This is a genomic window from Hyphomonas sp. (genome assembly GCF_046313975.1).
Classification (GTDB): domain Bacteria; phylum Pseudomonadota; class Alphaproteobacteria; order Caulobacterales; family Hyphomonadaceae; genus Hyphomonas.
Genome location: NZ_JBKBXB010000047.1, coordinates 1 through 25550, shown reverse-complemented (window position 1 = coordinate 25550; position 25550 = coordinate 1). Strand labels below are relative to the sequence as shown.

Genomic DNA, 25550 nt, shown 5'->3' with positions numbered 1-25550 from the left:
CGGTCGATACACCAGTTTGATGGGTCAGCCAAAACTCGCTTCTCCGGAAAGACTCCTGAAAATCGAGAATGTACGGCTTCAGCGGAATGAGCAAGCGCAGCGTTCAGCCTGGAAAATGCTCCACATGCGCTTCGGCGGTGCGGCCGGAATAAACGGCGCGGCGGCCCGGGAAGGAGACCGTGTAGGCGGCGCAGCCCGCGGCGGCGGCTTTTTCGCAGAAGCCCTTGTAGGTGTAGCCGGGCGCCTTGGTCTGCCCCTCGCGGATGGCGGCCTGCAGGGCGGCGGTGTCGAAGGCGGCGGCGATGGGCGTAGCGACAGGATGGGTGGGCAGTTCGATCGACTGGCCATCTGTGAGATAGTATATGCTCCGTGTGCGGTGGAAATCGACCGTATAGCTCTCAAAACCGGCGTCCATCAGCGCGCCGATGATCTGCGGGAAGTCCAGCGTGCCTTCCTCTGCAGCATTGAGGCAGGTGAGCGCGGCAAGTTTCTGGGCGGGGGTCATGGTGGTCCTACGAGGTTGGAAAGCTTGTCTTGCCGTGGTGGCTGGCGAGGCGGCGCAGCGTTTTCTCAAGCGCCTTGCGCTCAGCAGAGGTGAGGGCGCGGAAGAAGGCGCGGTCGTTTTCGTCCGCAATTGCGGCGAGGGTTGGCACAAGGCGTTCGCCGGCGGCGGTCAGGGCCAGTGTCTGCGCGCGGGCATCGTCGGGGTCGGGGCGGCGCAGCAGCAGGGATTTGGCGATCAGCCGGTCTGCGAGTTTCGTGACCGCGCCTTTGGTCATGCCCATGGTCTCGGCGAGCCTGCTGGGCGATTGCGGCGGCTGTGCGTAGAGCGCGCGCATCAGCACCCATTCGGCTACGGTGACGCCCCGCGCCTCGATCTTCGCCGCGAAGGCCTGCGAAACCTGGTTAGACACCATACGCATCCAGAAGCCGAGATGGTCTGTCAGGCCGGAAGCGTGAGGCGGTCTGGGCATGGCTGTCCTATTGGTTGACAAAGAAACTATATCGATAAAGTTTCCTTGTCAACCATTAGCCGGGAGAAGGCTGCCCATTTGCCCGGCTTGCGCCGGAATGGCACGAGCTTACCCTTCGGGCAGCGGGGTGAACTCCTGGTCGTCGCCGTCGGGGAGTTTCATGCGGCCGTTTTTCCAGTCGGACTTCGCCTGCTCGAGACGATCCTTGGAGGAAGAGACGAAGTTCCAGAAGATGAAGCGTTCGCCGATGGGCTCGCCTCCGAGCAGCATGACGGTGGCGGCTTCCTCTGCGGTGATCTTGGCGTCCTGGCCGGGCGTGAGGATGGCCATCTGGCCGGCATTGATCCGTGTACCGCCGACATCAGCTGTGCCGGAGGCGACATAGACGGCGCGCTCGGTATGGTCATTCGGTGCGTAGCGGCTGGCGCCCTTGTCCATGTCCCAGTGCATGTAGAACATCGGCGAGCGCACCGCGACGCCGGCATCCATGCCTTCGGCCGCGCCGGCGATCATCCGCCCGCGCAGGCCCTGCTCGGTCCATGCAGGCAGGCTTTCCGCCGGATGGTGCCAGAAGCCGGGAGCGATTTCTTCATCCTCCTTCGGCAGCGCCACCCAGGCCTGTATCCCGTGCATCAGGGCGCCGTGCATGCGGGCATGTTCGAGGCGTTCCGAATGGGTGATGCCCTTGCCAGCAGTCATCCAGTTGACGGCACCGGGCTTGATCTCCTGCCTGAAGCCGAGACTGTCGCGGTGCGTCATCGCGCCGGAATAGAGATAGGTGACGGTGGAGAGGCCGATATGCGGATGCGGGCGCACGTCGAGCTCGCGCGGAATGCCGGGGGCGAACTCCACCGGGCCCATCTGGTCGAAAAAGATGAACGGGCCGACCATGCGCCGCTTGGCGAAGGGCAGCACGCGGCCAACTTCGAATCCGCCGCCAAGGTCGCGGGTGCGTTTGTCGATGATGAGGTCGATCATGTGGGGCCTCCTGTCTGTTGACGCGAATATGGGGCAGATGCAGATCAGCGCGAGGGTTTTCTCGCCGCGTGCGTCTGATAACACATATGCCAGACTTTACCTGTTTTTCCGGAGGGCTGTTTCATGAACTTTTCGTCCCGTTTCCTGCGATCTGCGGCTGTAGCGGCGGCAGCATTCGCGATTGCGATGCCCGCCCTTGCGGAAACCGTGTGGATTCAGGCCGGCAAGGTGCTGGCCGTGCCGGGCAATGAGCCGCTCGGCGCTACCACGATTGTCGTCACCGATGGCAAGATCGTATCGCTGACCGCCGGCCACACGGCGCCGAAGGACAAGAAGATCCGCGTCATCGACCTGAAGGACAAATATGTCCTGCCCGGCCTGATCGACAGCCATGTGCACCTCACCTCCGATACCGGCGGCATCGCCGGCCAGCTGGAGGATGTGACCCTTTCGCCGGCTGCGCAGGCCTTCGATGCCTGGACCAACGGGATGAAGACGCTGAATGCCGGCTTCACCACCGTGCGCAATCTCGGCGATGGCGACGGCGCCGTGTTGGCGCTGCGCGATGCGGTGAATGACGGGCAGGTGATGGGGCCGCGCATCCTCGATGCGGCCTCCTCGATCTCGGTCTCGTCGGGCCATATGGATGGCTCGCTCGGTTTCCGCGATGAGCTGCGCCCGTATTTCAATGCCGGCGGAAACACCTGTGACGGGGCCGATGACTGCCGCCGCGCGGTGCGCCTGCAGGTGGCGCGCGGGGCGGATGTGATCAAGCTGGCAACCACTGGCGGCGTCAACAGCCGCATCGGCGCGGGCCTCGGCAAGCAGATGTTTGCCGATGAGGCGAAGGCGATTGTCGAGACGGCGAACCTGTTCGGCAAGAAGGTAGCCGCGCACGCGCACGGCGCGGATGGCATCCGGCTGGCGCTGGAAGCCGGCGTCAACTCCATCGAGCATGGCACGATCCTCGATCCCGAAACGATCGAGGCCTTCATTCTCTCGGGCGCCTATTATGTGCCGACCCTTTCGACCGTGAACGGATATATCGAGCGGCTGAAGGCAAACCCGGACGCGTATGAGCCGGATGTCCGTGCAAAGATCGAATGGCGTATCGGCATCACCGGCAAGAGCCTGGAAGTGCTGCACGCGCAGGGCGTTCCGATTGCCTTCGGCACCGATGCCGGCGTGTCGAAACATGGCCGCAATGCCGATGAATTCGAACTGCTGGTGAAGTTCGGCATGTCGCCGATGGAAGCCATCGAGGCAGCCACCGTGAACGCAGCTGACCTGCTGGGCGTTTCTAATGTCGCGGGTACGCTTGAGCCGGGCAAGAGCGCTGACCTGATCGCCGTGAAGGGCGACCCGCTGAAGGATGTGAAAGTGCTGAAACAGGTCGATTTCGTGATGGCACGCGGCAAGGTGGCGAAGGAGTAGGGAGCTGCTTCCAAGCTGGATATTCCCGCACTTTCCAACCTCGCCCTTCCTTCGTCACCCCCGACCGGCAAAGCCGGTCTGGGGGCCCATCTCCAGCGCGTTCGGCGTAACAAAGAGAATGCGATGGCGCTGCGGGCGAAACGGCTTCACCGCATCACGTTACCGATCTCGTGGGAGATGGGCCCCCAGATGACCTTCGGTCATCGGGGGTCACGAAAGAGCGGAAGGCTGGTGAAAGAATCCCGAAAGCGTTTCAAACCACTGTCAGCCAGTCCGGGCGCACGTATTTCTCGCCGAGGTCGCGTGCCACGAGCTTGTGGGCGATGGCGCCGTTCTCCACGGTCAGGCCGTTGGCGAGGTGCTTGTTGGCGTTGATGGCGTTGCGGGGGCCCATGTTGGCAATCTGCATGACGAAGGGCAGGGTCGCGTTGTTCAGCGCATAGGTCGAGGTGCGCGGCACGGCGCCCGGCATGTTGGCGACGCAATAGTGCAGGATGCCGTCAACCTCATAGATCGGGTCATCGTGCGTGGTGGCGTGGCTCGTCTCGAAACAGCCACCCTGGTCGATGGCGATGTCCACGAGCACGGCGCCGGGCTGCATGGTGGAGAGCTGCGCACGGCTGATCAGTTTCGGCGCGGCGGCGCCCGGGATCAGCACGGCGCCGATGACGAGGTCGGCGTCCTTGATTGCTTCGGCAAGCGAATGGGCAGTCGAATACATCGTGTTGACGGTGCCGCGGAACTGTTCGTCGAGTTCGCCGAGGCGTTCATTGTTGCGGTCGAAGATCCACACATCGGCGCGCATGCCGACGGCGATTTCCGCTGCATGGGTGCCGGAGACGCCGCCGCCGATGATCACCACCTTGGCCGGAGCGACGCCGGGCACACCGCCCAGCAGGATGCCGCGCCCGCGCCCTTTGGTGCGCATCAGCGCGCCGGCGGCCACCTGCATCGACATGCGCCCTGCGACCTGGCTCATCGGGCGCAGGAGCGGCAGGCCGCCATGCGCGTCGGTGACGGTCTCGTAAGCTATGGCGAGGCAGCCGGACGCCATGAGGCCCTTGGCCTGCACCGGATCGGGCGCGAGGTGGAGGTAGGTGAAGAGGGTGTGAGTAGGCGTGAGGCGCGCGGTTTCTTCCGGCTGCGGTTCCTTCACCTTCACGATCAGCTCAGCCGAGGCGAACACGGCATCGGCGTCGGGCAGGATGCTCGCCCCGACAGCAACGTAGGCCTCGTTGGCAAAGCCGGAGCCGATGCCGGCGCCGGACTGGACGGCCACTTCATGCCCGGCGCGGACAAGCTCGCCCACGCTTTCCGGTGTCAGGCCGACACGGGATTCCTGTTTCTTGATTTCAGTTGGAACGCCAATGCGCATGAAGCCTCTCCCCGGGGAAAGTCCATGCCTATAGCGCCGGGTTCGCGCAATTTCCAGCCGTCAATCGAGCAAGATTAAAGGCCGGGCATGTCTGCCTGCAGGAACCCCGGAAAAGAAATCCCCCTCCCGGCCGGGCCGGAAGGGGGACGGTCTGTCTTGCCAGGGGCGAAGATCAGAAGGACTTCGAAATCATCACGACGAAGTTTTCGTCCGCAATGTCGCCGGCGCCGGTGATGTCCGTGTCGGTGTATTTGAAGGTCAGGTCGAACAGGTCGAAGGCGTAGGCCGCGCCGATGGACCAATCGGTGTAATCACCGCCGCCATCGAAGCTGTAATTGCCGACGCTGGCGAGGCCCGAGAGTTTCTCGGTGAACGCGTAGGATGCGGTGCCTTCAAGATAGGTGTTCTTGTTGTCGGGGTCGTAATAGACCGTCGTGCCGAGTTCGAGGGCATCGAAGGCAAAGCCCAGGCCGGCCTTCAGTTCCAGGAAGTTGAGGTCCTCTTCGCCCGGATAAATATAGCCGATGAAACCGACGTCGAAGCTGACCGTTTCGGAAAGCGCACCGGTGAAGCCGGCGTAGAGGTCGACTTCGATGTCGGCGTCAGAACCAAAATCGACGTTCGAGGCCCAGGTGCCGACATAGAAGCCGCCATTGGTGTAGTCGAGGCCGCCCTGGATGGCGAAGCCATTGTCGGTCTGGGAAACGCCGCGCCAGACGTAGTCGTTGGACACGCCGATATTGGCGGAGACTTCGCCCTGCGCGGACGCCGCGCCGGCGGCTGCGACCATGGCTGCGACAAGCAGGCTGGCTCGGGTAAGTTTGTTCTTCATTTGGAGGAAACCTCGCTGCTGGTGACTACGCTCCGGATCGAAGCGCCATGCCGGACGGTGCCGGGGGGCTACAGAAAATTCGATGGCAAACCTTGGGTAAAGGTAAACCGGAGCGTCCGTTTGCGACGGTTTTGGGCAGGGTGTGGCACCCCTGCCTCAGCTTTGGGCGTTGCAACGAATCCTCACCCCTGTGGCGGATTCGCAACAGATAGCCGTGTCAGCGCGCGACTAGTGGCGCGTAGCCGAGGTGCATGCCCGCATCGACCAGCAGGGTCTCGCCGGTCACATGGCGGGAGGCGTCGGTCAGGAAGAACACCGCCGAGTCGGCGATGTCGTCTGGCCCGCTGGCCACATGCAGGGGCACCGAGGCGGCAACCCCGGCCTCCATTTTCGCGTACTGTTCGGCGCTCATCTCATCCTTGAACCAGCGCGTGCCGATGAAGCCGGGGCAGATGGCATTGACCCGGATCGCCGGGGCGAGGGCGCGGGCGAGGCTGATGGTCATCGTGTTGAGCGCCCCCTTGGTGGCGGCATAGGCGACCGAGGAGCCGATGCCAGTGACGCCAGCGATGGAGGAGACGTTGAGCACCGCCGAGGCGCGCCCGGTCTGACGGTGGGCTTCGGCGAGCAGGGCCTTGGTCTTCTGTAGCATCAGGAACGGGCCGGCGACGTTGACGGCATAGGTGTGCAGGAAATCCTCGCGGGTCAGCGCGTCGAGATCCGAATGGTCGCGGGCATGCTTGGTGATGCCGGCATTGTTGACGAGGATGTCGAGACGGCCCGCCTGCGCGGCGGCTTCGGCGAGTTTCACGCAGCCTTCCTCAGTGGACACATCCGCCTGCACAAGGCGGGCCTGCGCGCCGGCCTTCTGGCAATCGGCGACGGTTGCTTCACCGTCAGCGACGGACTTGGTGCAGTTGATGATGACACTCGCCCCGCGCTCGGCGAGGCGCAGCGCGATGGAGCGGCCGAGGCCGGTGGCCGATCCGGTGACAAGGGCGTGGCGGCCTTCAAGGTCTCGTGGCTGGCTCATCTGGTGTCTCTCCCGGTGTGTTTTCTTCGCGCCCACTGCAGCGGGGCCGAGGGGGAGAGTCAATGGCTGCCGGCGCGGACTATTCCGCCCTCTCCTTCCGCAGATACCAGGTCAGCCCCACCGCGAGCGCGACCAGCACGAGACCCGCCACCAGCATCGTTTCCGGTTTCGCGCCGAAGACTTCGAAATATTGCGTGTAGGCATGGATGCCGAGGAAGACGAGGGCGCTGACTGAGAGGAAGCCGCCGCGGCGCGCAAGGAGAAAGAGGCTGATGCAGAGCGCCGCCCAGCCGGCCGAGAAAGGCCATTCGGGCAGGGTGAATGCGGTTTTCTGCCAGGCCTCATAGGTTTCGTAATTCTCCCAGCGCCGGTTGCCCCAGCCTGCATCGCCAATGATGTCGCCCCAGAGCGAGCCGACCCAGAGGGCGAAGTGGACGAGGAACATGGCGGTGCGCGCGGAGACAGTGAGCAGCATGTTCCAGGCGGCGCCCGCGATATTCCGTACACGGTAGAGTCCGGCGGCGAGGGCGCCGAAGACGAGCGTGGACATCATAGGTTCTTCCACGAACAGGGCGTAGGAGGCATGCCAGTATCCCGTGCCGGTGCCGAACACGGCGCCGAGGGCGACCACGGCGAGCGCTGCAAGGAAGGCCGAGCGGAACCAGACGGCGCCGGCACCGAGGGTGAAGGCGATCAGCGCGGCGGGCATGGTGGCCGAGGGCGCCTCGCCGAACTCCCACGCGATCCATCCGGCGAGGCCGAGCGTGCCCATCAGGGCGAGACCGGCGGAGAGAACCGCGAAGCTCTCGCCCGGCGCAAACCGGCGCAGGCCTTCTGCGCCAAGGATCGCCGCGATGGCAAGGACAAGCCCCGTGCCCGCATTCGGCACCAGGGCGATGGCGGCGGCAGCGACAGCGAGGGCGCCGAAGATCAGCAGCACATTGACCAGCAGGCTCCCGCGTTTGTCGGGCAAGGCAAGGCCGGCAAGGCGGGCGGATTCTTCCGGCGTGAGGCTGCCGGCTTTCGTCAGGGCGTCGAGGTCGAGGCGGATGATGCTCATGGCGAGCCTCCATGATTGTGAGTGCTCACTAACATAGATCGGGGCGGGAGGCAAGGGGACGGAGGCCGCCCAGTTTGTCATCCCGGCGAAAGCCGGGACCCAGTGGAGATTTGCGCCGATGCGTTCCTCTGGGTCCCGGCTTTCGCCGGGATGACAAGAAACAGGAAGAGTTGCAGGCCCTCACCTCCCATCGCTGCGCGATTGGCCCCTCCTTTCCCAGAGGGAGAGGGTTCAGGGGTGGCTCTCCAACCCCACTCCCTCGGGGAGGTGAGGGCCTACTCCGCCCCCTCGGCCACAATCTCCTCCAGCGGTTCTTCGAGCACCGGCCGCTCCGCATCTACAGCGCCTTGGACGCGGCGGTAGAAGGCTTCGCGTTGTTCCCATTCCTTGTCCTTGTCGCCCAGCGCGCTGGTCCAGTTGGCGTTGGAAGCGATGACGAGGTTGCGGGCGGGGTCGATGAAGATCCCTTGCCCGAAAATGCCGTCAGCCATGTAGCTGCCATCGTCCCAGGTCCACCACTGGAAACCGTAGCCATGGCCGGCCTGACCGATATCAGCCTGCCTGGTGGTTGCCGGGTGAATCCAGTCCGGCGGCACGACGGGGCCGTTCTTCGTCGCTGCGCCTTCCAGCATGAACTGGCCAAAGCGGGCGAAGTCGCGCGTCGTCGCCTGGATGCAGCAGCCGCTGATCTCGTGGCCATCGCTGCCAAGCAGCCAGGTCGCGTCCTGCTGCATGCCATACGGCGCCCAGATCTTTTCGGAGAGATAGTCCGCCACTGTCTTGCCCGCTGCTTCGCTCACCAGCACGCCGATCAGGTTTGTCTCGCCGGTCGAGTAATTCCACACTTCGCCCGGCGGATGGGCACGCTTCAGGGTGCGCATATAGGAAACAATTCCGCTCATGCCAGAGGCAGGCTCATGCTTGTCGAACACGGCAACGTCCGAGGACGGATCATCATAGTCCTCGTTCCACGCCACGCCGGAGGTCATGGTCAGCAGCTGGGCGATGGTGACATCATCATAGGCCGAGCCCTCAAGGCCGGGCACATAGGCGCTCACCTTGTCGTCAAGGCTCTTGATATGCCCGTCGAGGATGGCGGCGCCGACCAGCGTGGAGGTGAGCGACTTTGCCACCGAAAAACTGGTCCAGCGGCCATCGGGGCGGAAATTGTTGCCATAGATTTCGGCGCGCACCTTGCCGCCCTGCAGGATGACCAGCGCGGCGGAATTCTGCTTCAGCATGTAGGCATTAAGGTCGAAGTCCGCGCCGAGATCGAGGGGCTCGCCTTGCGGCAGGTCCCGCGTCTCGCTGCCCGCTTCGATGGGGCGCGACTCGATCAGCATGGGCAGGCGGTCCATCATGCGGAAGGCGGCGTCGCGCTGCGCATCGCTCCAGAACAGCACATCGCGCCCGGCCGGCGGATGGGTCAGCAGCGCGCGCCAGTCCGGCCCGATCAGCATCCATCCCGTGCCCAGCGCCACCACCAGCACGGCAAATGCCAGCCCCGCCCGCCGCAGCCATACCTGCGCTTTTGACATCTGCCTGTCCTCCCGGTCCCTGTATCCGGCGCAGCATTAAACCCTGCCCGCGCTGCGGCAAGGGCATGCGGCGCCGTTGCCGTATCGGCAAGCATGGACAAGGCGGACGGCCCGGCTTAACTGCGACACAAATCTTCCAAACCGAGGGGCTAATCGGCGCATGTTCAGCAAGATTTTGATCGCCAACCGTGGGGAAATCGCCGTCCGGGTCATCAAGACCTGCCGCCGCCTCGGGGTCAAAACCGTTGTTGTCTATTCGGATGCCGATGCCGGCTCGATGGCGGTGGAGATGGCGGACGAGAGCGTTCACATCGGCCCGTCGCCTGCCGCGCAGTCCTACTTGGTTCAGGACAAGATCATCGCTGCCGTGCGCCAGACGGGCGCCGAAGCGATCCATCCCGGCTTTGGCTTCCTCTCGGAAAACCCGGCTTTCGCCAAGCGGCTGGAAGCGGAGAAGATCGGCTGGATCGGTCCGAACGCCTACGCCATTGATGCGATGGGCGACAAGATTTCCTCGAAGAAGCTGGCTGCTGAAGCGGGCGTCTCGACCGTGCCCGGCCATATGGGGCTGATCGAGGACACGAAGGAAGCGGTGAAGATTTCCCGCGACATCGGCTATCCCGTGATGATCAAGGCGTCGGCCGGCGGCGGCGGCAAGGGCATCCGCGTTGCCTATAACGACAAGGAAGTCGAGGAAGGCTTCCCGGCAGTGAAGGCAGAGGCGAAGGCCTCGTTCGGCGACGACCGGGTGTTCATCGAGAAGTTCATTCTCGAGCCGCGCCATATCGAAATCCAGGTGCTCGGCGACAAGCATGGCAACTGCGTCTACCTGAATGAGCGCGAATGCTCGATCCAGCGCCGCAACCAGAAGGTCATCGAGGAGGCGCCCTCGCCGCTGCTCGATCCGGAGACGCGCAAGAAGATGGGCGAGCAGGCGGTCGCGCTGGCCAAGGCCGTCAACTATGACAGCGCCGGCACGGTGGAATTTGTGGCCTCCGGCAAGGACAAGGGCTTCTACTTCCTTGAAATGAACACCCGCCTGCAGGTGGAGCACCCGGTGACGGAGATGATCACGGGCGTGGACCTTGTCGAGCAGATGCTGCGCGTGGCGTATGGCGAGAAGCTGAAGCTCAAGCAGTCCGACATCAAGATCAACGGCTGGGCGGTGGAAAGCCGTGTGTATGCGGAAGATCCGTACCGCAACTTCCTGCCTTCGATCGGCCGCCTGAAGCGGTTCCATCCGCCGGAAGAAGGCAAGCTGGGCAAGGGTGAAGTGCGCCTCGATTCCGGCGTGCGCGAGGGCGACGAGATCTCGATGTTCTACGACCCGATGATCGCCAAGCTGATCACGCACGGCAAGGACCGCGACGCGGCGCTGGACGCGCATGGCGAGGCGCTCGACCGGTTCCATATCGAGGGCATCCAGGACAATATCCCCTTCATCGCTGCCGTGGTGGACGAGAAACGCTTCCGCTCCGGCAACATCACGACCGCCTATATCAAGGACGAGTTCCCGCAGGGTTTTGAAGGCACGGCGCCGACGAAGCTGCAGGAAACGATGCTGATCTGCTCGGCCGCCTATGTGCATGCCTATTTCGCGCGCCGGGCCGAACAGGTGTCCGGCCGCATGGCGCCGGCGGCAGCGCCGCGCAAGGACTGGGTGGTTATCCTCGGCGACAAGCATCATCCGGTGTCCATCGACCTCGGTGCGAACGGCGAAGCGCAGATTACCGTGAACGGAGGAAAGGCGCACAGCCTCGTCACCTCCTGGCAGCCAGGCCAGCACCTCGTGGAAGGCGTGCTCGACGGCAAGCCGTTCGCGGTGAAGTTTGCCGACCACACGGAAGGCTATCTGTTCCGCCACCGCGGCGTCGCCCTGCGCGCGCTTGTCTGCACGCCCTTCGTGGCTGACCTGCACGCCCGCCTGCCGGAGAAGCCGAAGGCGGATACGTCCAAGCTGATCATCTCGCCGATGCCGGGCCTTGTCGTGTCGATGGAAGTCGCGCTCGGCCAGGAAGTGCAGGAAGGCGAGGCGGTCTGCATTGTCGAGGCGATGAAGATGCAGAACATCATCCGTGCAGGCACAAATGGCACGGTGAAGGCCATTAACGTCAAAGCCGGCGACAGCGTCGCAGCCGACGAGATCATGGTCGAGTTCGCTTAAGGCTCCGGCCCACAACTCTTAACGTTCCGTCAACCGGTTCGGCCTGCTATGCTGCGCTTTGCAGCGGCGGAGCGGGACCACCCGTCTGTCAAATGGCTGTCACCGGGTAGGCATAGACAGGGCCGGGAAGGCCTCTGCGACAGGAGCTTGGACTATGGAACTCTTTCTCACCCCCAACGGGCGCATCGACCAGCCGACTTATTGGCGAGCGGTCTGGATCCTGTTCGCCATCAGCTGTGCGCTGACCGCGATCAGCGCTTTCGTTTCGCCCTTCCTCGGCATGCTTAGCCTCATCATGATCTGGCCGTGGATCGCGGTGCATGTGAAGCGCTTCCACGATTCCGGGAAGACCGGCTAGCTGACCGTCGCGATCGTCGTGCTGGCAATCGTGGTGTCCTTCGTTTCCAGCGCGGCCCTGCTCGGCGCCTTTGGTCTGAACTCGATCGAGGCCCAGATGGAAATGCAGCGCCAGATCGAAGACGCGGCCAGCTCTGACCCGTCCACCGCGATCACGGCCGCCATGGAAGCCACGAAGCAGATGGCGCAGGCGCAGCTCCTCCCGAGCCTCCTGTCGACTGCCATCGTCACCGCCATCGTCGGTTTCGTCATGGGCCTGATCAACAAGACTGACCCGAACGAGAACCAGTACGGCCCCGGCCCCGGCGGCCCGTCGGTCACCTTCAACTGATCCGGAAATCCGGGCACAGACAGAGAGCCGGGCAATCGCCCGGCTCTTTTTGTTTGGGGCCTTGGCGGGCACCGGAGCGCCCCCTCCTTTTTTCCTTGCATCTTCTTATCGTTTATTGATAAGGGCCGGTAGGCAAACCGCCCGGACCCTGCAAGGATACGCCCCGAGACCGATGGATTTCCGCTTCCTGTTCCTCGAGCCGCAAGGCCGTCTGGCGCCGCGACCCTTCGCGCGCGGCTTCATCCTGCTGACCGGGGCGATGATGGTGGTGACCGTCCTGTCTTCCGTGGCCTCGCCTGGCCTGGGCATCCTGCAATACGCGCTGGTGTTTCCGTATGTCTGCCTGTTCGGCAAGCGCCTGCATGATGCCGGGCTCAGCGCCTGGCTCTGGCTGGGCTTCCTGCTCGGCTATGGTTTCCTCAGCATGGTCTTCCAGATGATGTTCCTGCCGGTCCTGTCGCCGGCCGCGTTCCAGGTGCAGCTTGAAATGCAGGCGGTGATGGCGGCGCAGGGCATGAGCGCGGCCTTCGAGTCCTTGTCGGAGCGCGCCCCGGAATATGCCCGCCTCGCCGCCGTTACGACCATCGCCTCCTTCCTGATCGCCAGCGGCCTGACCGGCTATGCCGCCTTCCGCATGCGGTCCGACCCAAAGGCGAACCGGCATGGTCCGCCTACGAACAACACCGCCCCGACCTTCCCCTGACCCCGGCGCAGAAAAAGAGACTGACATGAAGACAACGTCCGGCACGATCGACCCGCACCGCCCCTGGATCCAGGATGAACGGGATGACCCCGGCCAGATGGACTGGGTGCAGACCCTGTTCAACCCGTTCGGCGAGACGTCGAAGGTGCACTTCACGCGGGCGTGGACGCTGTTCTTCATGGGACGGCTGCTGCTCTACATCGTGCCGTCTTTCACAGTCGGCATCCTGATGGTTGCCGGGGCGAAGATGGCGGGGGCGAATGCGCCGGTGAACCTGCTGATCATCACCGTTCCGGCCCTGCTGGTGCCGTTTGCGATCTATACATTCTTTACGGAGTTCACCTCCTTCGTTGCCCATACGCGCCGCCTCGCCGAAGCAAAGCGTCCGACCTGGCTGGCGGTGATTGTCCTTGTACCGATGATCCTCGGCCTGCTCGCCTACACGGCCGGCACCGGCATGGGCGCCGCCCAGCACCGGATGATGACCGCGCCGCCCCCGGCCGCGGTGAAGACCGAAACCTCCAAGGAGGGTGAGGCGGATGCGGAAAGCGAGGAAGAAAAGTCTGAAGCCGCCGCATCGGATGGCACGAAGAAACAGCAACAACCCCGGCGACGCGGCCCGCCCGGCCCGCCGCCCAGCGAACGCCAGATGGCGGTGCAGACCGGCATGAGCATGGGCCTGCCCATCTGGGCGCTCGGCTCGCTCGGCGTGATGCTGTGGACGTTGCTCTATGTCGCCCGCCTGCCGAATGGCGGCACGGGGCGGATCGGCACCGGAAGTGATCCGTTGACGGAGTAGGTGGGGCGCAGCCCCCTCCGTCATTCTGCTTCGCAGACTGCCACCTCCCCCCGTTTCACGGGGGAGGATGAGGTTGCATCCGGACGCCCACTTATCCTCCCCTGCGGAGCGGGGGAGGTGGATCGCGCCGCAGGCGCGAGACGGAGGGGGAACTAGGCCGAGGATGTCTCCGCCGGCGCCTCCACCCGCACCAGCCTGCTTCCGAACACGTCCTCGAACGCATCCCTCAAGGCGATGTCAGCATCCGCCATCGTCGCCACGCGGCCGAGGTCTGCGAGGCTGGTGACGCCGTAGCGGGGGTCTTCGATGCCGCAGGGGGTGATGCCGGTGAAGTGGCTGAGGTCGGGGTCGATGTTCAGCGAGATGCCGTGGAAGCTGACCCAGCGTTTCAGGCGCACACCGATGGCCGCGATCTTGTCTTCGCGCAGCGGGCCGCCCGGCTCGGTGCGGTCAACCCAGACGCCGACGCGGCCCTCGCGCACGCCGCTGTCGATGTTGAAGGCAGCGAGTGCCCGGATGATCCAGGCCTCCAGCTGCTGCACGAACTTGCGCACATCGCGCCCGCGCGCGCCGACATCCAGCATCACGTAGGCCACCCGCTGGCCGGGGCCGTGATAGGTGTACTGGCCGCCGCGCCCGGCATCGAAGACGGGGAAGCGGGCGGGGTCTTTCAGGTCTTCGGGCCGGGCCGAGGTGCCGGCGGTGTAAAGCGGCGGATGCTCCAGGAACCAGACCAGTTCGCGCGCCCCGTCCTCGCGAATCGCACGGGCCCGCGCCTCCATCAGGGCGAGCGCGGCGGCGTAGGGAACGGGGGCATCGGAGACCGCCCAGTCGATGTCTGCGGGAATTGTCATGCGGCCTGCGATATAGGCGTTTTTCAGGGCTTCACAAAGCCGAAGGCCCGCCTTATACGGCCCGTCTGCCCCGAATATACCTTATCTATCGTGCGGTCGTGGCGGAATTGGTAGACGCGCAGCGTTGAGGTCGCTGTGGGGCAACCTGTGGAGGTTCGAGTCCTCTCGACCGCACCATTCAAGCCGGCCAGACAGGGCCGTGCCATCCCGGAACAGCGATTGACTGCCGTTTGACCCGGCAGGGCAACAATTTCTGCCGCAGACCCCAAACTTGCAGTTGTGCCCCGCGCCGGGAGCCTCCAAATGAGGGTATATTCTCAATTCATCCGATCAGCCGGGGGCCGAATGGAATCGACCAACCAGCTCATATTCTTTTGCGGGCTGCTGCTCTGCGCTGCGATCTTCGCGAGCTTCGTCTCACGCCGGATCGGCTCCCCGCTGCTGGTGACCTTCCTTGCTGTCGGTATCCTGTTCGGGGAAGACGGTCCCGGCGGGGTGGTCTTCAATGACGTGCCGCTGAGCTATGTGGCATGCTCCTTCGCCCTCGCCGTGATCCTGTTCGATGGCGGCATTCACACGCCGGTGAAGAATTTCCGCCAGGCGCTGCGGCCGGCAACCGTTCTGGCAACTCTGGGCGTTCTCGTGACGGCGGTGATCGTGGCGCTCGCGATGTGGCTGATCCTTGATACCGATCCGCTCTATGCTTTCCTGCTCGGCTCGCTGGTGGCTTCAACCGATGCGGCGGCCGTTTTCCTGTTGCTGCGCCAGCAGGGCATCCGGCTGAAAGAGAAGGTGGCCAATACGCTGGAGGTCGAATCCGGCATCAACGACCCGATGGCAATCTTCCTTGCACTGACGTTTACCGGCTTGATGCTGACCTCGACCACCAGCGCGGCATCGCTGTGGGCCGTGCCGCTCGACTTCGTGCAGCAATTCGCGATCGGCGGACTTCTGGGCTATGCCGGCGGGCGGATGCTGACCTTCATTTTCGACCGTGTGGAGCTGGAGCTGGGTCTCAACCCGATCTTTGCATTGGCGGCGGGCCTGCTGATCTTCGGCGCGGCGAACATCCTTGGCGGCTCGGGCTTCCTTGCGGTCTATCTCGCCGGCCTGATCCTCGGCAGTCATGCCTACAGCGCGCGTCAGGTGGTGAAGCAGTTCATGGACGGGATGGCCTGGCTGGCGCAGCTCGCGATGCTGCTTGTGCTCGGCCTGCTGGTGACCCCGTCAAAGCTGATCCCGGACATTCCGCAGGCGCTGCTGATCTCCTTCGTGCTGATCTTCGTGGCGCGCCCGGCGGCGGTGTTCCTGTGCCTTGCGTTCGAAAAATTCAGCTGGCGCGAGAAGCTGTTCATCTCCTGGGTCGGCCTGCGCGGGGCGATCCCGATCTATCTGGCGATCATTCCGGTGCTGCTTGGTGTACCGGGCAATTTCTTCAACATCGCGTTCCTCGTCGTGCTCGTCTCGCTTGTGCTGCAGAGCACGACAGTGGGCCTCGTCGCCCGCTGGCTGAAGATCGGCGAGGAACCGGAGGAGACCGCGCCGGCGGCAGCGGCGGCCTGAGGGCTTGCCAGCGTCACCCGGCTGGCTACGCTTTCCTCCGATGGCCCGCGAGTGGCTGAGGGAGGACTTCATGAGACTGGGCGCGGTTCTGATTGCGGCGATGGGGCTGGCGGCGTGCAAGGCGGCGCCGGGGGCGCCTGCGGGCGTGGAGACGGTGGCGCCGCCGCCGCCCGTCTGGCAGACCATCGAGCCGGGCGGAGAGACGCTGTGCGCGACCGGTACGCCTTACCGCTTTCATATCCGCGTGGGCGATCCGGAGCGGGTGATGATCTTCCTCAATGGAGGCGGAGCCTGCTGGACGGGTGACCATTGTTCGCTGGATACTGAGCCGACGCCTTACACGCCGTTTGCGGAGATGGACGCGAACAATCCGGCGCTGATGGGCGGCGTGTTTGATGCGGGAAACCCGGAGAATCCGTTTGCGGGCTGGACGCAGGTGTTCGTCCCGTACTGCACCGGCGATGTGCATCTGGGCACGAAGGATGTGACCTATACGACCTCTGCGGGCGAAGAGGTCATTATCCACCACCGCGGCAAGGCGAACGTGCAGTCGGCGCTCGACTGGGTGTATGCGAGCCGCGAAGCGCCGGAGACGATCTTCGTCGGTGGCGGCAGCGCGGGGGCGATTGCCTCGGCCTACTATGCGGGCGTGGTGGCGGATCATTATCCGCAGGCGGACATTGTGCAGCACGGTGACGGCGCCGGCGGATACCGCGCGGCGGCGATTTCCGGCATTCTCGGCATCTGGGGGGCGTTCGACAATGTGCCGGACTGGCCGGGCTTTGCCGCGCTCGATCCGTCAACCGCGACCGTGGAGGATTTCTTCCGCATCACGGCCGCGCAGCATCCGCGCGTGCAGCTGAGCCAGTTCAACAATGTCGACGATGAGGTGCAGCAGATGTTCCTTGCCCTGATGGGTGTCACCGATCCGGTGCGCGCCCTGTTGAGGGCGAACATGGAAGACCTTGCGGCCGACATACCGGGCTTCCGGTATTTCTCGGCGAAGGGAACGGACCACACGTTGCTGCGGTATGACCGCCTCTACGAGACCGAGGCCGACGGCGTGCGCGCGCCGGACTGGGTGCGCGCGCTGGCGAGCGGGGTCGAGGTGGCGAGCGTGTCGTGCGAGGATGAGGAGGGGTGTGACTGAGCCTTTGAGGCTCAGCCCAGCCGTTCCAGCACGCGCGCGCGGCCGATCAGGGGGAGGACGGCGCCCATGTCGGGGCCGTGTTCGAGGCCGGTGAGGGCCTTGCGCAGGGGCATGAACAGGCCGCGGCCCTTGCGACCGGTGGCGGCTTTCAAGGCGTTCGTCCACTCGCCCCAGCTGGCGGGGGTGAGCTCGCCAGAGGGCAGGTGCGCGGCGGCAGCGGTGATGAATTCCCGGTCCTCGTCGGCGACCTGCGGCGCGGCGGCGCCGAAGATGATTTCGGCCCAGGCGCCGGCTTCGGCGACACGGGCGCAGTTCTCGCGCACGGCCAGCCAGAAGGCCTCATTCTCCGCCCGCGGATCAATCGCCTTCAGCCGCTCCTTCACGGCGGCGAAGGGCATGGCGTGGACGAGGGCGGCGTTGAGGCTTTCAAGGTCGGCCTCATCGAAGCGGGCCGGGGCGCGGCCGATCTTGGAGAAGGAAAACTCCTTGCACAGAATATCCAGGCTTTCGCGCGGCTCGATATTGTCCGAGGTGCCGAGCTTGGCGAGGTGGCTGACGATGGCCATCGGCTCGATGCCGCCGGCGCGCAGTTCGCCCATCGAGAGCGAGCCAAGGCGTTTCGACAGGGCCGAGCCATCGGCGCCGATCAATAGCGGCATGTGCGCCATCTCCGGCGACTTGCCGCCGAGCGCCATGAAGATTTCGATCTGCGCACCGGAATTTGTCACATGGTCTTCGCCGCGCACGACATGGGTGATGCCAGCCTCGATATCATCGACGACCGAGGGCAGGGTGTAGAGATAGCTGCCATCCTCGCGGATGAGGACGGGGTCGGACACGGAGGAGGTGTCGATGCTCTGGGGCCCGCGCACAAGGTCGTTCCATTCCACCCGCTTGCCGGAGAGGAGGAAGCGCCAGTGGGGCTTGATGCCGGAGGCTTCCAGCTTCGCCTTTTCTTCGGCGGTGAGTTTCAGCGAGGCGCGGTCATAGACCGGCGGGCGGCCGCGCGACTGGGCGATCTTGCGCTTCACGTCGAGCTCTTCTGCCGTCTCGTAGCAGGCATACAGCAGGCCCTTGGCGCGCAGGGCGTCAGCGGCCTTGTCGTAGACGGCGAAACGGGCGGACTGGTTGAAGGTGTCGTCCCAGGTGAGGCCGAGCCAGGTGAGGTCGACCTTCAGGGCGTCCTCGTTCTCCTTCGTCGAGCGCTCGAGGTCGGTATCGTCGATCCGCAAGATGAATTTGCCGCCCTGGCCGCGCGCGAACAGCCAGTTCACGAGGGCCGTGCGCACGTTGCCGACATGGATGCGGCCAGTGGGCGAGGGGGCGAATCGGACGACAGGGGCGGTCATGGGCTTCTGGGCCTTCCGGGGCTGGAAAAGGCGCTTTCGACATCAAATCGGGCCAAAAGCCAAGCGCTTCAGCCACATTCTTGCTATTGTTTTGAATTAACAGCATCTACCATAGCGCAAATCCGGGAGAGGGCGATGAGATTCGGTTGGGTGCTTGCGGGCGCGCTGGTTCTGGCAGCCTGCGGTCAGGAGACTGGCTCTGCGCCCGGTGGCGCGGCGGAGGGTGGCCCGGGGGCCGGCCCAGCCAGCGCGCAATCCGAGCTGCCCGCCCGCCCGGCCCTCGATTACAAGGCGCTCTCCGGCTATGATGATGGCTGGTATCTGAGCCCCGGCTGGCCGGGGGAATATCCGCCCGGCTTTGCGGTGCTGGACGCGGATGTGAAGGTGCCCGGACGGGCGCGGCCGAACCCCGGCGATCCGCAGGATGTGAGCTGCCTGTTGCCGCAATATGCGAACTACCAGCTGTGGAACAATACCCGCACCCAGCAGGACCAGCTCGAATATTTCGTCGCCACACGCAAGGTGATGGTGAACGTGCTCGAGGATGCCGAGGTCGAGTATATCGGCGCGAGCGGCCTCGTGCCGCTGAGCCTGAAGAAGGGCGACCAGCTGACCTACCTGCGCTATGTCGGCGAAGGCTACACGGTCATGTCATTCAACGGCCAGGAATTCGACATCAACGAAGGCGAGCTGCACAACGTCACCGATCTCGGCAATGCCGAGCTCGAGGAGGATCTGTGGGTGCGCGTCTCGTGCCTTGGCGGAGGCCATGCATGGCTGATGTTTGACGAGGTGGTGCGCGAGGCGGGCATCTATCCCTCGCCGATCACCGGCTATGGCGAGGCGGCCGATATCCTGCCGGGCGATGTCGACTCGGTGCGCGAGATGGCCCAGCCGGATGCGTATGGCCTCGACGTGCGCGGCACGGAAGTTATTCCGCCCCCGGAGGAATAGGGGCTAATCGTCCCTGAACCGGTTGGTGATCGGATAGCGCCGGTCGCGGCCGAAATTCTTGCCGCCGACCTTGACGCCGGGCGGGGCCTGGCGGCGTTTGTATTCGGCAATGTAGACGAGGTGTTCGATGCGGCGGACGGTGGCGGGGTCGTGGCCGCGTTTCAGGATGTCGTCGATGTCTTCCTCGAGGTCGACGAGACCGCGCAGGATATCATCCAGCACCGGATAGGGCGGCAGGGAGTCCTCGTCCTTCTGGTCTTCGCGGAGTTCCGCGGAGGGCGGCTTGGTGATGATCCGTGTGGGGATCACTTCGCCGGCCGGGGCGAGTGCGCCGGGGGGTGCGTTTTCGTTGCGCCACTTGGCCAGCTCGAACACTTCGGTCTTGTAGAAATCCTTCAGCGCATTGTAGCCACCGCACATGTCGCCATAGAGCGTGGCATAGCCGACGGCCATCTCGCTCTTGTTGCCGGTGGTGACGACCATGTGGCCGAACTTGTTGGACAGCGCCATCAGCGTGACCGCGCGCAGGCGCGACTGGATGTTTTCTTCGGTTATGTCGGGCTTCCTGCCCGCGAACATCGGGCCGGTCATCTGGCCGAGGGCTTCGACGCCCGGATGGATGTTGATGATGTCATACCGGCAGCCGAGCGCCACGGCGCAGGCCTTCGCGTCTTCGAGGCTGTGATCGCTGGTATATTTCGACGGCATCATCACGCACCAGACCTTTTCCGGGCCGAGCGCGTCGGCGGCGATGGCGGCGGTGATGGCCGAGTCGATGCCGCCGGACATGCCGAGCACGACGCCGGGAAATTTGTTCTTGCGCACATAGTCGCCGAGGCCCTGCATGGCGGCGCGGTATTCGGCGGCCCAGCCTTCAAGGTCCGGTGCGCAGCTCTGGCCGAGGCCGACGAATTGCTTCGTGGGCGGATCAAACTCCACCACGGCATAGCCCGTCTCGAACTGGCCGACGAGGCCGCAGCGCTGGCCATGCGTGGAATTGGTCGCGAAGGAGGCGCCGTCAAACACCAGCTCGTCCTGCCCGCCCATCTGGTTGACGAACAGGTAGGGCAAGTCCAGGGCGGACCATTTGTCGAAGGCGCGGGCGCGCTCGTCCTGGATCGAGCGCCGCCACGGCGAGGCGTTGGGCACCAGCAGCAGGTCCGCGCCGGCAGCCTTCACCGCTTTCGGCACACGGTCGAACCAGATGTCCTCGCAGATGGCGAGGCCGATATTCACGCCCTTGAAGGGCACGACGACGGCCGGGCCCTCGCCGGGCGTGTAGTGGCGCTTCTCGTCGAACACGCCGTAGTTGGGCAGCTCGCGCTTGTCGTGGCGGGCGAGGATGCGGCCTTCGGCGCAGAAGAAGGCGGCGTTGTAGAGCCGCCCGTCCTCGCGCCAGGGGCCGCCGATGACGAGGGCCGGGCCGCCGGCGGTCTCGCGGGCGAGTGCCTCGATGGCGGCCATCGACAGGTCCACCGCAGAGGGCTTCAGCACGAGATCCTCGGCCGGATAGCCGAGCATGAAATGTTCGGAGAGGACGGCAAGGTCCGCGCCCTGCCGCTTCGCCTCGGCCACCGCCGCGCGGGCGAGCACAAGGTTGCCGCCAATATCACCGACCACCGGATTCAGCTGCGCCGCGAGGATACGAAGGTTTTTGCTCATACGGAGCATTTAGGGGCGTTTGGGGGCCGTGTCACCGGCCCCACACGGCGGCAGGTTACGATTTTGCCACGAACTCGTGACTTGCGCCTTCCTCTCCCGCGCGTAACGCTGGGGGCAGTCCGGAGGGAGCGCGGATGAGTGTGGTGTGGGCTGAGGCGGTTTGGCTGGGGCTGGGGGGTTATCTTGGCTTCGGGCTGGCGCTTGGATTGCTGACGATCCTGTTCGGGATGCGGCGGCTGGTGCCGGGCGTTGAGGTGCCGGTGCGGGTGCGGTTGCTTGTGCTGCCGGGGATGGCGGCGGTGTGGCCGGTGATCCTGTTGCGCCTCGCCGGCGTGCGCCCGAAGGAGGACCGGGCCCCGGAAATCAAAACATGACGCGGCGCCAGCGGCAGTGGCATTTTTTCCTGTGGCCGGCGCTGGCGCTGGCGATGGCGGCGGTGATCAGCGCGGCGCTGGTTGAGCGCGCGCGGGTGGCGGACACGGCGGCGGCAGTGGAGGCGGCGGGCTGATGGCGGCGCGCTTCACGATGGTGAGCTGGACGCCGTTCAAGCGCGCCTATGACGCGGTGCTGGGGCTTGGCCTCGTCCTGTTCTTTGCCGCCTACCTGGCCGCGACTTTCCTTGCCGCGCCAGAGGGGCAGCGGCCTTCGGAAATCCAGGTGGTGATCCGCGCGAGCGGGGCGGCAGCCTTCAGCCTGCTGACGATCATTCTCTGCATTGGGCCGCTGGCGCGGCTGACGCCGGCAGCCTTGCCGCTGGTGTATAACCGGCGGCATCTGGGGGTGGTGTGTTTCCTTGTGGCGCTGGTGCACGGGGCGCTGGTCGTGCTGTGGTATCACGGGTTTTCGCAGGTCAATCCGTTCGTGTCTCTGCTGACGTCGAATGCGAACTATGCCGCCTTTGGCGGCTTTCCGTTCGAGAGCCTTGGCCTGATCGCGCTCTTGATCCTGTTCGTGATGGCGGCGACGAGCCATGATTTCTGGAACGGCGTGCTCGGCCCACGGATGTGGAAGACGCTACACATGGGCGTTTATGCCGCCTACGGACTATTGGTGGGGCATGTGATGCTGGGCGCGGCGCTGGGCACCAAGGGCACGGCGCAGGCGGGGCTGGTGGCGGTGTCGGCAGCGCTGGTTTCGGGCCTGCATATTGCGGCGGGCCTGCGCGAACGGGCACGGGAGCGGCGCGTGGCGGCAGAGACCGAGGGCTGGCTGGATGCAGGCGAGGCAGAGGCGATACCAGACGGGCGGGCGGTGATCCTGGTGCCGCCGGAGGGCGAGCGGATTGCGGTGTTCCGCGACGGGGCGCAGGTGTTTGCGGTGGCCAATGCCTGCCGGCATCAGGGCGGGCCGCTGGGCGAGGGGCGCATCATCGGCGGGTGTATCGTGTGCCCCTGGCATGGATTCCAATACCGGCCGGGCGATGGCTCCTCGCCGCCGCCTTATACCGAGAAAATCCCGACCTACCGCACACGGATCATTGAGGGCCGCGTTCTGGTTGAGCCCATGGCGCAGGCGCCGGGCACGGCGGTGGCCCCCTCGCACATCGGGGAGGGCGGCTGATGGCGGAGGAACCGTTCTTTGTCGGGTGGAGTGATGATCTGGCGAGGCCGACGCGGCGGCAGATGCTGGGCGCGGGACTTGGACTTGCGGTGGGCGCGGGTGCGCTGGGCGCGGGTCTTGGCGCGATGGCGCCGCCGCCGGGGCCGGGCGTGTGGGATCAGGGCCGCAAGGTGGCGATCACCGGCACGATCTATCCCGAGCCTTACCTGCACCTGCTGACGCGCGACCTTGGAGAGGGCGTGCGCCCGGTTTTCCTCGTCGGGCCGGACAAGACGCGTATCGAGGTGCGCCCGGCGCTGACTTTCACTGGCGCGGCGGTGACCGGCACGATGATCGAGCGCGGCGAGCATGCGATGATGGCGGTGGAGGGGATATACCCGGACCCGGCGCCGGGGCGGGTTCGTCCGGGTACGGAGAAGGATCATGGTGATGTGCTGATCGCCGGGGAAATCCTCGATGCGAAATGCTGGTTCGGCGCGATGCGGCCGGGGTATGGCAAGACACACAAGGCCTGCGCGGCGCTGTGTGCGAAGGGCGGGCTGCCACTGGCCTTTGCGGAGCTGGAACGCTGCGCGGAAGGCAAGGCGGGCTTCCTGTTCCTGAACGAGCGGGGCGTGGCCTTCGGGCCGGAGATCATTCCGCTGGTGGCAGACCCGGTGGCCGTCCGGGGGCGGATCATAGAGGTGGCCGGGCTGCGGCAGGTGCGCGCGCGGCTGAGGGATGTGGTGCGGCTTTAGGGCTTCCGCCAGCACGTTTGCCCGGAGCGGCGGGGCCGTCCGGGGGAGGGATCTGGGAATTTGATCCGTGTCAGGAGGTGTTGGGACGGGCCAGCGCGGCGAACGTCAGCTGGCGCAGCAGGGCTCGGCCGATATCGGCGAGCGGGTCTGACTTGAAGCCGGGGATGTTGATCGGGGCGATCAGCGGGCCGGTGGGCGGGCGCGCACGCAAGCGGCGCTGCAGGCGGCGGGCGGCGCGGATGGGGTCGTGGAAGGCGGCGCGCAGGGCGTCGATGCGGCGCAGGAGTTTGGCTTCGAGATCGATGGGGTCGAGCGGCCGGCGCGGTTCGTGGGGCGGCGGCGGGGCCGGGCGCGGGGTGATGCCGGGGATCGAGATGCGCGGGCCGGGGCCGGCCGGGCGGCGCTGATCCGTAGGCAGATGGGGCTGGGGTTCGGTGAGGCGGAAGAGGGGTGTGCGGTAGGCGCTGCGTTTGGGGGCTCCCCCCTCCGCCCCTGCGGGGCACCTCCCCCGTGAACGGGGGAGGAGGGCGGCGCGGAGGGGCTTTTCGGGGATGGCGGCGGCGAGGATGTGGATCATGCGGCGGAGCGCCGCCTCGGCGGGCAGGAGATAGTCGGCGAGGATGCCTTTCAGCATCGGCAGGGTACGGACGATACCGGGGGCGAGGTAGCGCCCGATCTGCGCGAGCAGCCAGTCGATCAGGTGATCGGCCTCACGCAGCAGGGCGCTGCGTTCTTCGGGGAAATCCGCGGGGAGGTCTGGCGAGTTCATGCGCGGAGTATGGCATGGGTTTTGGGGGTGTAGCGCAAGTTTGCGGGATTATTTTTAAGAGGGTTGATTTTGCGGGGGATTTTTTCAGCAAAGTGTTGCATAAGTCATCCGTAGGCGGATGAAATGTTCAGGCCGTGGATGCCCGCCTGCGCAGGGGTCTGCGGAGAGGTGGGGGATGGGGGCTTCTGGGTCCCGGCTTTCGCCGGGATGACAGGGGGAGGGCGCGCGTCTGAGACTATTCAGGTGTCCAGGGCGTATCGGAAGGGATTTCGTTTTCGAGGCCGAGGTGTCTGGCGATGGCGAAGAGGGCTTCGCGGACGCCTTCGCCGGAGACGCCGGAGAGGAGGATGGGTTTGCCCTTGTAGGCTTTCTTCAGGAGCTTGGCCTGTTCGGCGACGAGTTCGGGGGTGAGGGCATCGATCTTGTTGAGGGCGACGATCTCGGGGCGTGTCGCGAGCTCGGGGTCGTAGGCTTTCAGTTCCTTGCGGATGGTGCGGTAGGCTTTCGCCGGATCGTCCTGCGTGCAGTCGATCAGGTGGAGCAGCACCTTGCAGCGTTCGACATGGCCGAGGAAGCGGTGGCCGAGGCCGGCGCCTTCGGCGGCGCCTTCGATCAGGCCCGGGATGTCGGCGAGGACGAAGCGGGCGGAGGCGCCGAGGTCAACGACGCCGAGGCCGGGGTGAAGCGTCGTGAACGGATAATCCGCGATCTTCGGATGGGCGGCGGTGGCGGCGGCGAGGAAGGTGGACTTGCCGGCATTTGGCAGGCCGATGAGGCCGGCGTCTGCGATGAGTTTGAGGCGTAGCCAGAGCCAGCGTTCTTCGCCGGGGGCGCCGGGATTGGAGCGGGACGGGGCCTGGTTGGTGGAGGTCTTGAAGCGCAGGTTGCCCCAGCCACCATTGCCGCCTTCGGCAAGGAGGACGCGCTGGCCGATTTCGGTCAGGTCGGCGATCAGGGTTTCCTGGTCTTCTTCGTAGACCTGGGTGCCGGCGGGGACTTTCAGGATCACGTCATCGCCGCGCGCGCCGGTGCGCTGCTTGCCCATGCCGTGGCCGCCCTTTTTGGCCTTGAAGTGCTGCTGGTAGCGGAAGTCGATCAGGGTGTTGAGGCCCTCGACCGCTTCGATCCAGACATCGCCGCCCCGGCCGCCATCGCCGCCATCGGGGCCGCCATATTCGATGAACTTCTCGCGCCGGAACGAGACGCAGCCCGCCCCGCCGTCGCCGGAGCGGATGTAAACCTTGGCTGTGTCGAGAAATTTCATGGGCCGCTCATGCCGCAGAGTGAGGGGGAGGGGAAGGGGGTGGGTGTGCTTAACGGGGAGTGGGTGGGGGCGGGCGCCCCCCCCCCCCCCGGCCCGCCCCCCCCCCCGCC

At 65.3% G+C, this 25550-nt stretch carries 26 protein-coding genes and 1 tRNA gene; 14 read left to right on the top strand and 13 right to left on the bottom strand.

From position 1 onward, the window contains the following. Nucleotides 1–103: 103 nt before the first annotated feature. The 3 genes from ACK4TE_RS13965 to ACK4TE_RS13955 form a co-directional block, all read right to left on the bottom strand. Nucleotides 104–505 (bottom strand): DUF1398 family protein, encoded by a 402-nt coding sequence (locus tag ACK4TE_RS13965; RefSeq protein WP_409912143.1) that lies wholly within the window; start codon nt 503–505, stop codon nt 104–106. A 7-nt stretch (nt 506–512) separates the two neighbouring features. Further along, nucleotides 513–974: a MarR family winged helix-turn-helix transcriptional regulator gene (locus ACK4TE_RS13960; protein ID WP_409912142.1), complete on the bottom strand. Its 462-nt coding sequence runs from the start codon at nt 972–974 to the stop codon at nt 513–515. A 108-nt stretch (nt 975–1082) separates the two neighbouring features. Then, a complete protein-coding gene (locus ACK4TE_RS13955) occupies nt 1083–1952 on the bottom strand; it encodes a pirin family protein (protein ID WP_409912141.1) in 870 nt (289 codons plus the stop codon). Between the two features lie 123 nt (nt 1953–2075). On the opposite strand from ACK4TE_RS13955, the gene ACK4TE_RS13950 reads away from it, so the two are divergent. After that, nucleotides 2076–3386 (top strand): amidohydrolase family protein, encoded by a 1311-nt coding sequence (locus ACK4TE_RS13950; protein WP_409912140.1) that lies wholly within the window; start codon nt 2076–2078, stop codon nt 3384–3386. A 253-nt stretch (nt 3387–3639) separates the two neighbouring features. Here the strand turns inward: ACK4TE_RS13950 and ald are convergent, their stop codons facing one another. From ald to ACK4TE_RS13925, 5 genes are all read right to left on the bottom strand, one after another. Beyond that, the gene (gene ald / locus ACK4TE_RS13945) at nt 3640–4761 is read right to left on the bottom strand and encodes an alanine dehydrogenase (protein WP_409912139.1); all 1122 of its coding nucleotides are present in this window, start codon (nt 4759–4761) and stop codon (nt 3640–3642) included. A 172-nt stretch (nt 4762–4933) separates the two neighbouring features. Continuing rightward, on the bottom strand, nt 4934–5593 hold the full coding sequence (locus ACK4TE_RS13940) for a TorF family putative porin (protein WP_409912138.1): 660 nt from the start codon (nt 5591–5593) through the stop codon (nt 4934–4936). Between the two features lie 217 nt (nt 5594–5810). Further along, nucleotides 5811–6626, bottom strand: a complete 816-nt coding sequence (locus ACK4TE_RS13935) for an SDR family NAD(P)-dependent oxidoreductase (protein ID WP_409912137.1) — start codon at nt 6624–6626, stop codon at nt 5811–5813. A 79-nt stretch (nt 6627–6705) separates the two neighbouring features. After that, nucleotides 6706–7686: a hypothetical protein gene (locus ACK4TE_RS13930; protein ID WP_409912136.1), complete on the bottom strand. Its 981-nt coding sequence runs from the start codon at nt 7684–7686 to the stop codon at nt 6706–6708. A gap of 275 nt (nt 7687–7961) precedes the next feature. Further along, nucleotides 7962–9224 (bottom strand): serine hydrolase domain-containing protein, encoded by a 1263-nt coding sequence (locus ACK4TE_RS13925; protein WP_409912135.1) that lies wholly within the window; start codon nt 9222–9224, stop codon nt 7962–7964. 160 nt (nt 9225–9384) lie between these two features. Here ACK4TE_RS13925 and ACK4TE_RS13920 point away from each other — a divergent pair, with 160 nt between their 5' ends. The 5 genes from ACK4TE_RS13920 to ACK4TE_RS13900 all read left to right on the top strand — a co-directional run bounded on the left by ACK4TE_RS13920 (nt 9385) and on the right by ACK4TE_RS13900 (nt 13578). Next, a complete protein-coding gene (locus ACK4TE_RS13920; RefSeq protein WP_409912134.1) occupies nt 9385–11388 on the top strand; it encodes an acetyl-CoA carboxylase biotin carboxylase subunit in 2004 nt (667 codons plus the stop codon). Nucleotides 11389–11542: 154 nt separating this feature from the next. Further along, nucleotides 11543–11746 (top strand): DUF805 domain-containing protein, encoded by a 204-nt coding sequence (locus ACK4TE_RS13915; RefSeq protein ID WP_409912133.1) that lies wholly within the window; start codon nt 11543–11545, stop codon nt 11744–11746. A 33-nt stretch (nt 11747–11779) separates the two neighbouring features. Then, the gene (locus ACK4TE_RS13910) at nt 11780–12076 is read left to right on the top strand and encodes a hypothetical protein (protein WP_409912132.1); all 297 of its coding nucleotides are present in this window, start codon (nt 11780–11782) and stop codon (nt 12074–12076) included. 172 nt (nt 12077–12248) lie between these two features. Continuing rightward, nucleotides 12249–12779, top strand: a complete 531-nt coding sequence (locus ACK4TE_RS13905) for a hypothetical protein (protein ID WP_409912131.1) — start codon at nt 12249–12251, stop codon at nt 12777–12779. A 25-nt stretch (nt 12780–12804) separates the two neighbouring features. Then, nucleotides 12805–13578, top strand: a complete 774-nt coding sequence (locus ACK4TE_RS13900; protein WP_409912130.1) for a hypothetical protein — start codon at nt 12805–12807, stop codon at nt 13576–13578. A 152-nt stretch (nt 13579–13730) separates the two neighbouring features. On the opposite strand, the gene lipB is transcribed toward ACK4TE_RS13900, so the two are convergent. Further along, nucleotides 13731–14432, bottom strand: a complete 702-nt coding sequence (gene lipB, locus ACK4TE_RS13895) for a lipoyl(octanoyl) transferase LipB (protein ID WP_409912129.1) — start codon at nt 14430–14432, stop codon at nt 13731–13733. 92 nt (nt 14433–14524) lie between these two features. On the opposite strand from lipB, the gene ACK4TE_RS13890 reads away from it, so the two are divergent. The 3 genes from ACK4TE_RS13890 (at nt 14525) to ACK4TE_RS13880 (ending at nt 17145) form a co-directional block, all read left to right on the top strand. Beyond that, nucleotides 14525–14609, top strand: a tRNA-Leu gene (locus ACK4TE_RS13890). Nucleotides 14610–14777: 168 nt separating this feature from the next. Beyond that, nucleotides 14778–15995: a potassium/proton antiporter gene (locus ACK4TE_RS13885; RefSeq protein WP_409912128.1), complete on the top strand. Its 1218-nt coding sequence runs from the start codon at nt 14778–14780 to the stop codon at nt 15993–15995. A gap of 70 nt (nt 15996–16065) precedes the next feature. Next, nucleotides 16066–17145 (top strand): pectin acetylesterase-family hydrolase, encoded by a 1080-nt coding sequence (locus tag ACK4TE_RS13880; protein WP_409912127.1) that lies wholly within the window; start codon nt 16066–16068, stop codon nt 17143–17145. Nucleotides 17146–17156: 11 nt separating this feature from the next. On the opposite strand, the gene gltX is transcribed toward ACK4TE_RS13880, so the two are convergent. Further along, nucleotides 17157–18494 carry a glutamate--tRNA ligase gene (gene gltX / locus ACK4TE_RS13875; protein WP_409912126.1) on the bottom strand — a complete coding sequence of 446 codons (1338 nt, stop codon included), beginning with the start codon at nt 18492–18494 and terminating at the stop codon, nt 17157–17159. Between the two features lie 135 nt (nt 18495–18629). Between gltX and ACK4TE_RS13870 the strand changes: the two genes are divergently transcribed. Continuing rightward, on the top strand, nt 18630–19448 hold the full coding sequence (locus ACK4TE_RS13870) for a hypothetical protein (RefSeq protein WP_409912125.1): 819 nt from the start codon (nt 18630–18632) through the stop codon (nt 19446–19448). Between the two features lie 3 nt (nt 19449–19451). Here ACK4TE_RS13870 and ACK4TE_RS13865 read toward each other — a convergent pair whose 3' ends face one another. Beyond that, on the bottom strand, nt 19452–21110 hold the full coding sequence (locus ACK4TE_RS13865) for an NAD+ synthase (RefSeq protein WP_409912124.1): 1659 nt from the start codon (nt 21108–21110) through the stop codon (nt 19452–19454). 134 nt (nt 21111–21244) lie between these two features. On the opposite strand from ACK4TE_RS13865, the gene ACK4TE_RS13860 reads away from it, so the two are divergent. Genes ACK4TE_RS13860 through ACK4TE_RS13845 form a run of 4 tightly spaced genes read left to right on the top strand, consistent with a single transcriptional unit; the run spans nt 21245 to nt 23407 of the window. Further along, nucleotides 21245–21484: a hypothetical protein gene (locus ACK4TE_RS13860; RefSeq protein WP_409912123.1), complete on the top strand. Its 240-nt coding sequence runs from the start codon at nt 21245–21247 to the stop codon at nt 21482–21484. After that, entirely contained in the window at nt 21481–21618 is a 138-nt protein-coding gene (locus ACK4TE_RS13855; protein WP_409912122.1) for a hypothetical protein, read from the top strand. Before ACK4TE_RS13860 ends, ACK4TE_RS13855 begins: the two co-directional genes overlap by 4 nt. Next, complete coding sequence (locus tag ACK4TE_RS13850) at nt 21618–22670, top strand: Rieske 2Fe-2S domain-containing protein (RefSeq protein WP_409912121.1); 1053 nt, start codon at nt 21618–21620, stop codon at nt 22668–22670. The genes ACK4TE_RS13855 and ACK4TE_RS13850 overlap by 1 nt, the downstream gene beginning before the upstream one ends. After that, nucleotides 22670–23407 (top strand): hypothetical protein, encoded by a 738-nt coding sequence (locus ACK4TE_RS13845; RefSeq protein WP_409912120.1) that lies wholly within the window; start codon nt 22670–22672, stop codon nt 23405–23407. Before ACK4TE_RS13850 ends, ACK4TE_RS13845 begins: the two co-directional genes overlap by 1 nt. A 70-nt stretch (nt 23408–23477) precedes the next feature. Here ACK4TE_RS13845 and ACK4TE_RS13840 read toward each other — a convergent pair whose 3' ends face one another. After that, the gene (locus ACK4TE_RS13840; protein WP_409912119.1) at nt 23478–24176 is read right to left on the bottom strand and encodes a hypothetical protein; all 699 of its coding nucleotides are present in this window, start codon (nt 24174–24176) and stop codon (nt 23478–23480) included. Between the two features lie 235 nt (nt 24177–24411). Further along, nucleotides 24412–25440 carry a GTPase ObgE gene (gene obgE / locus ACK4TE_RS13835; protein WP_409912118.1) on the bottom strand — a complete coding sequence of 343 codons (1029 nt, stop codon included), beginning with the start codon at nt 25438–25440 and terminating at the stop codon, nt 24412–24414. Between the last annotated feature and the right edge of the window lie 110 nt (nt 25441–25550).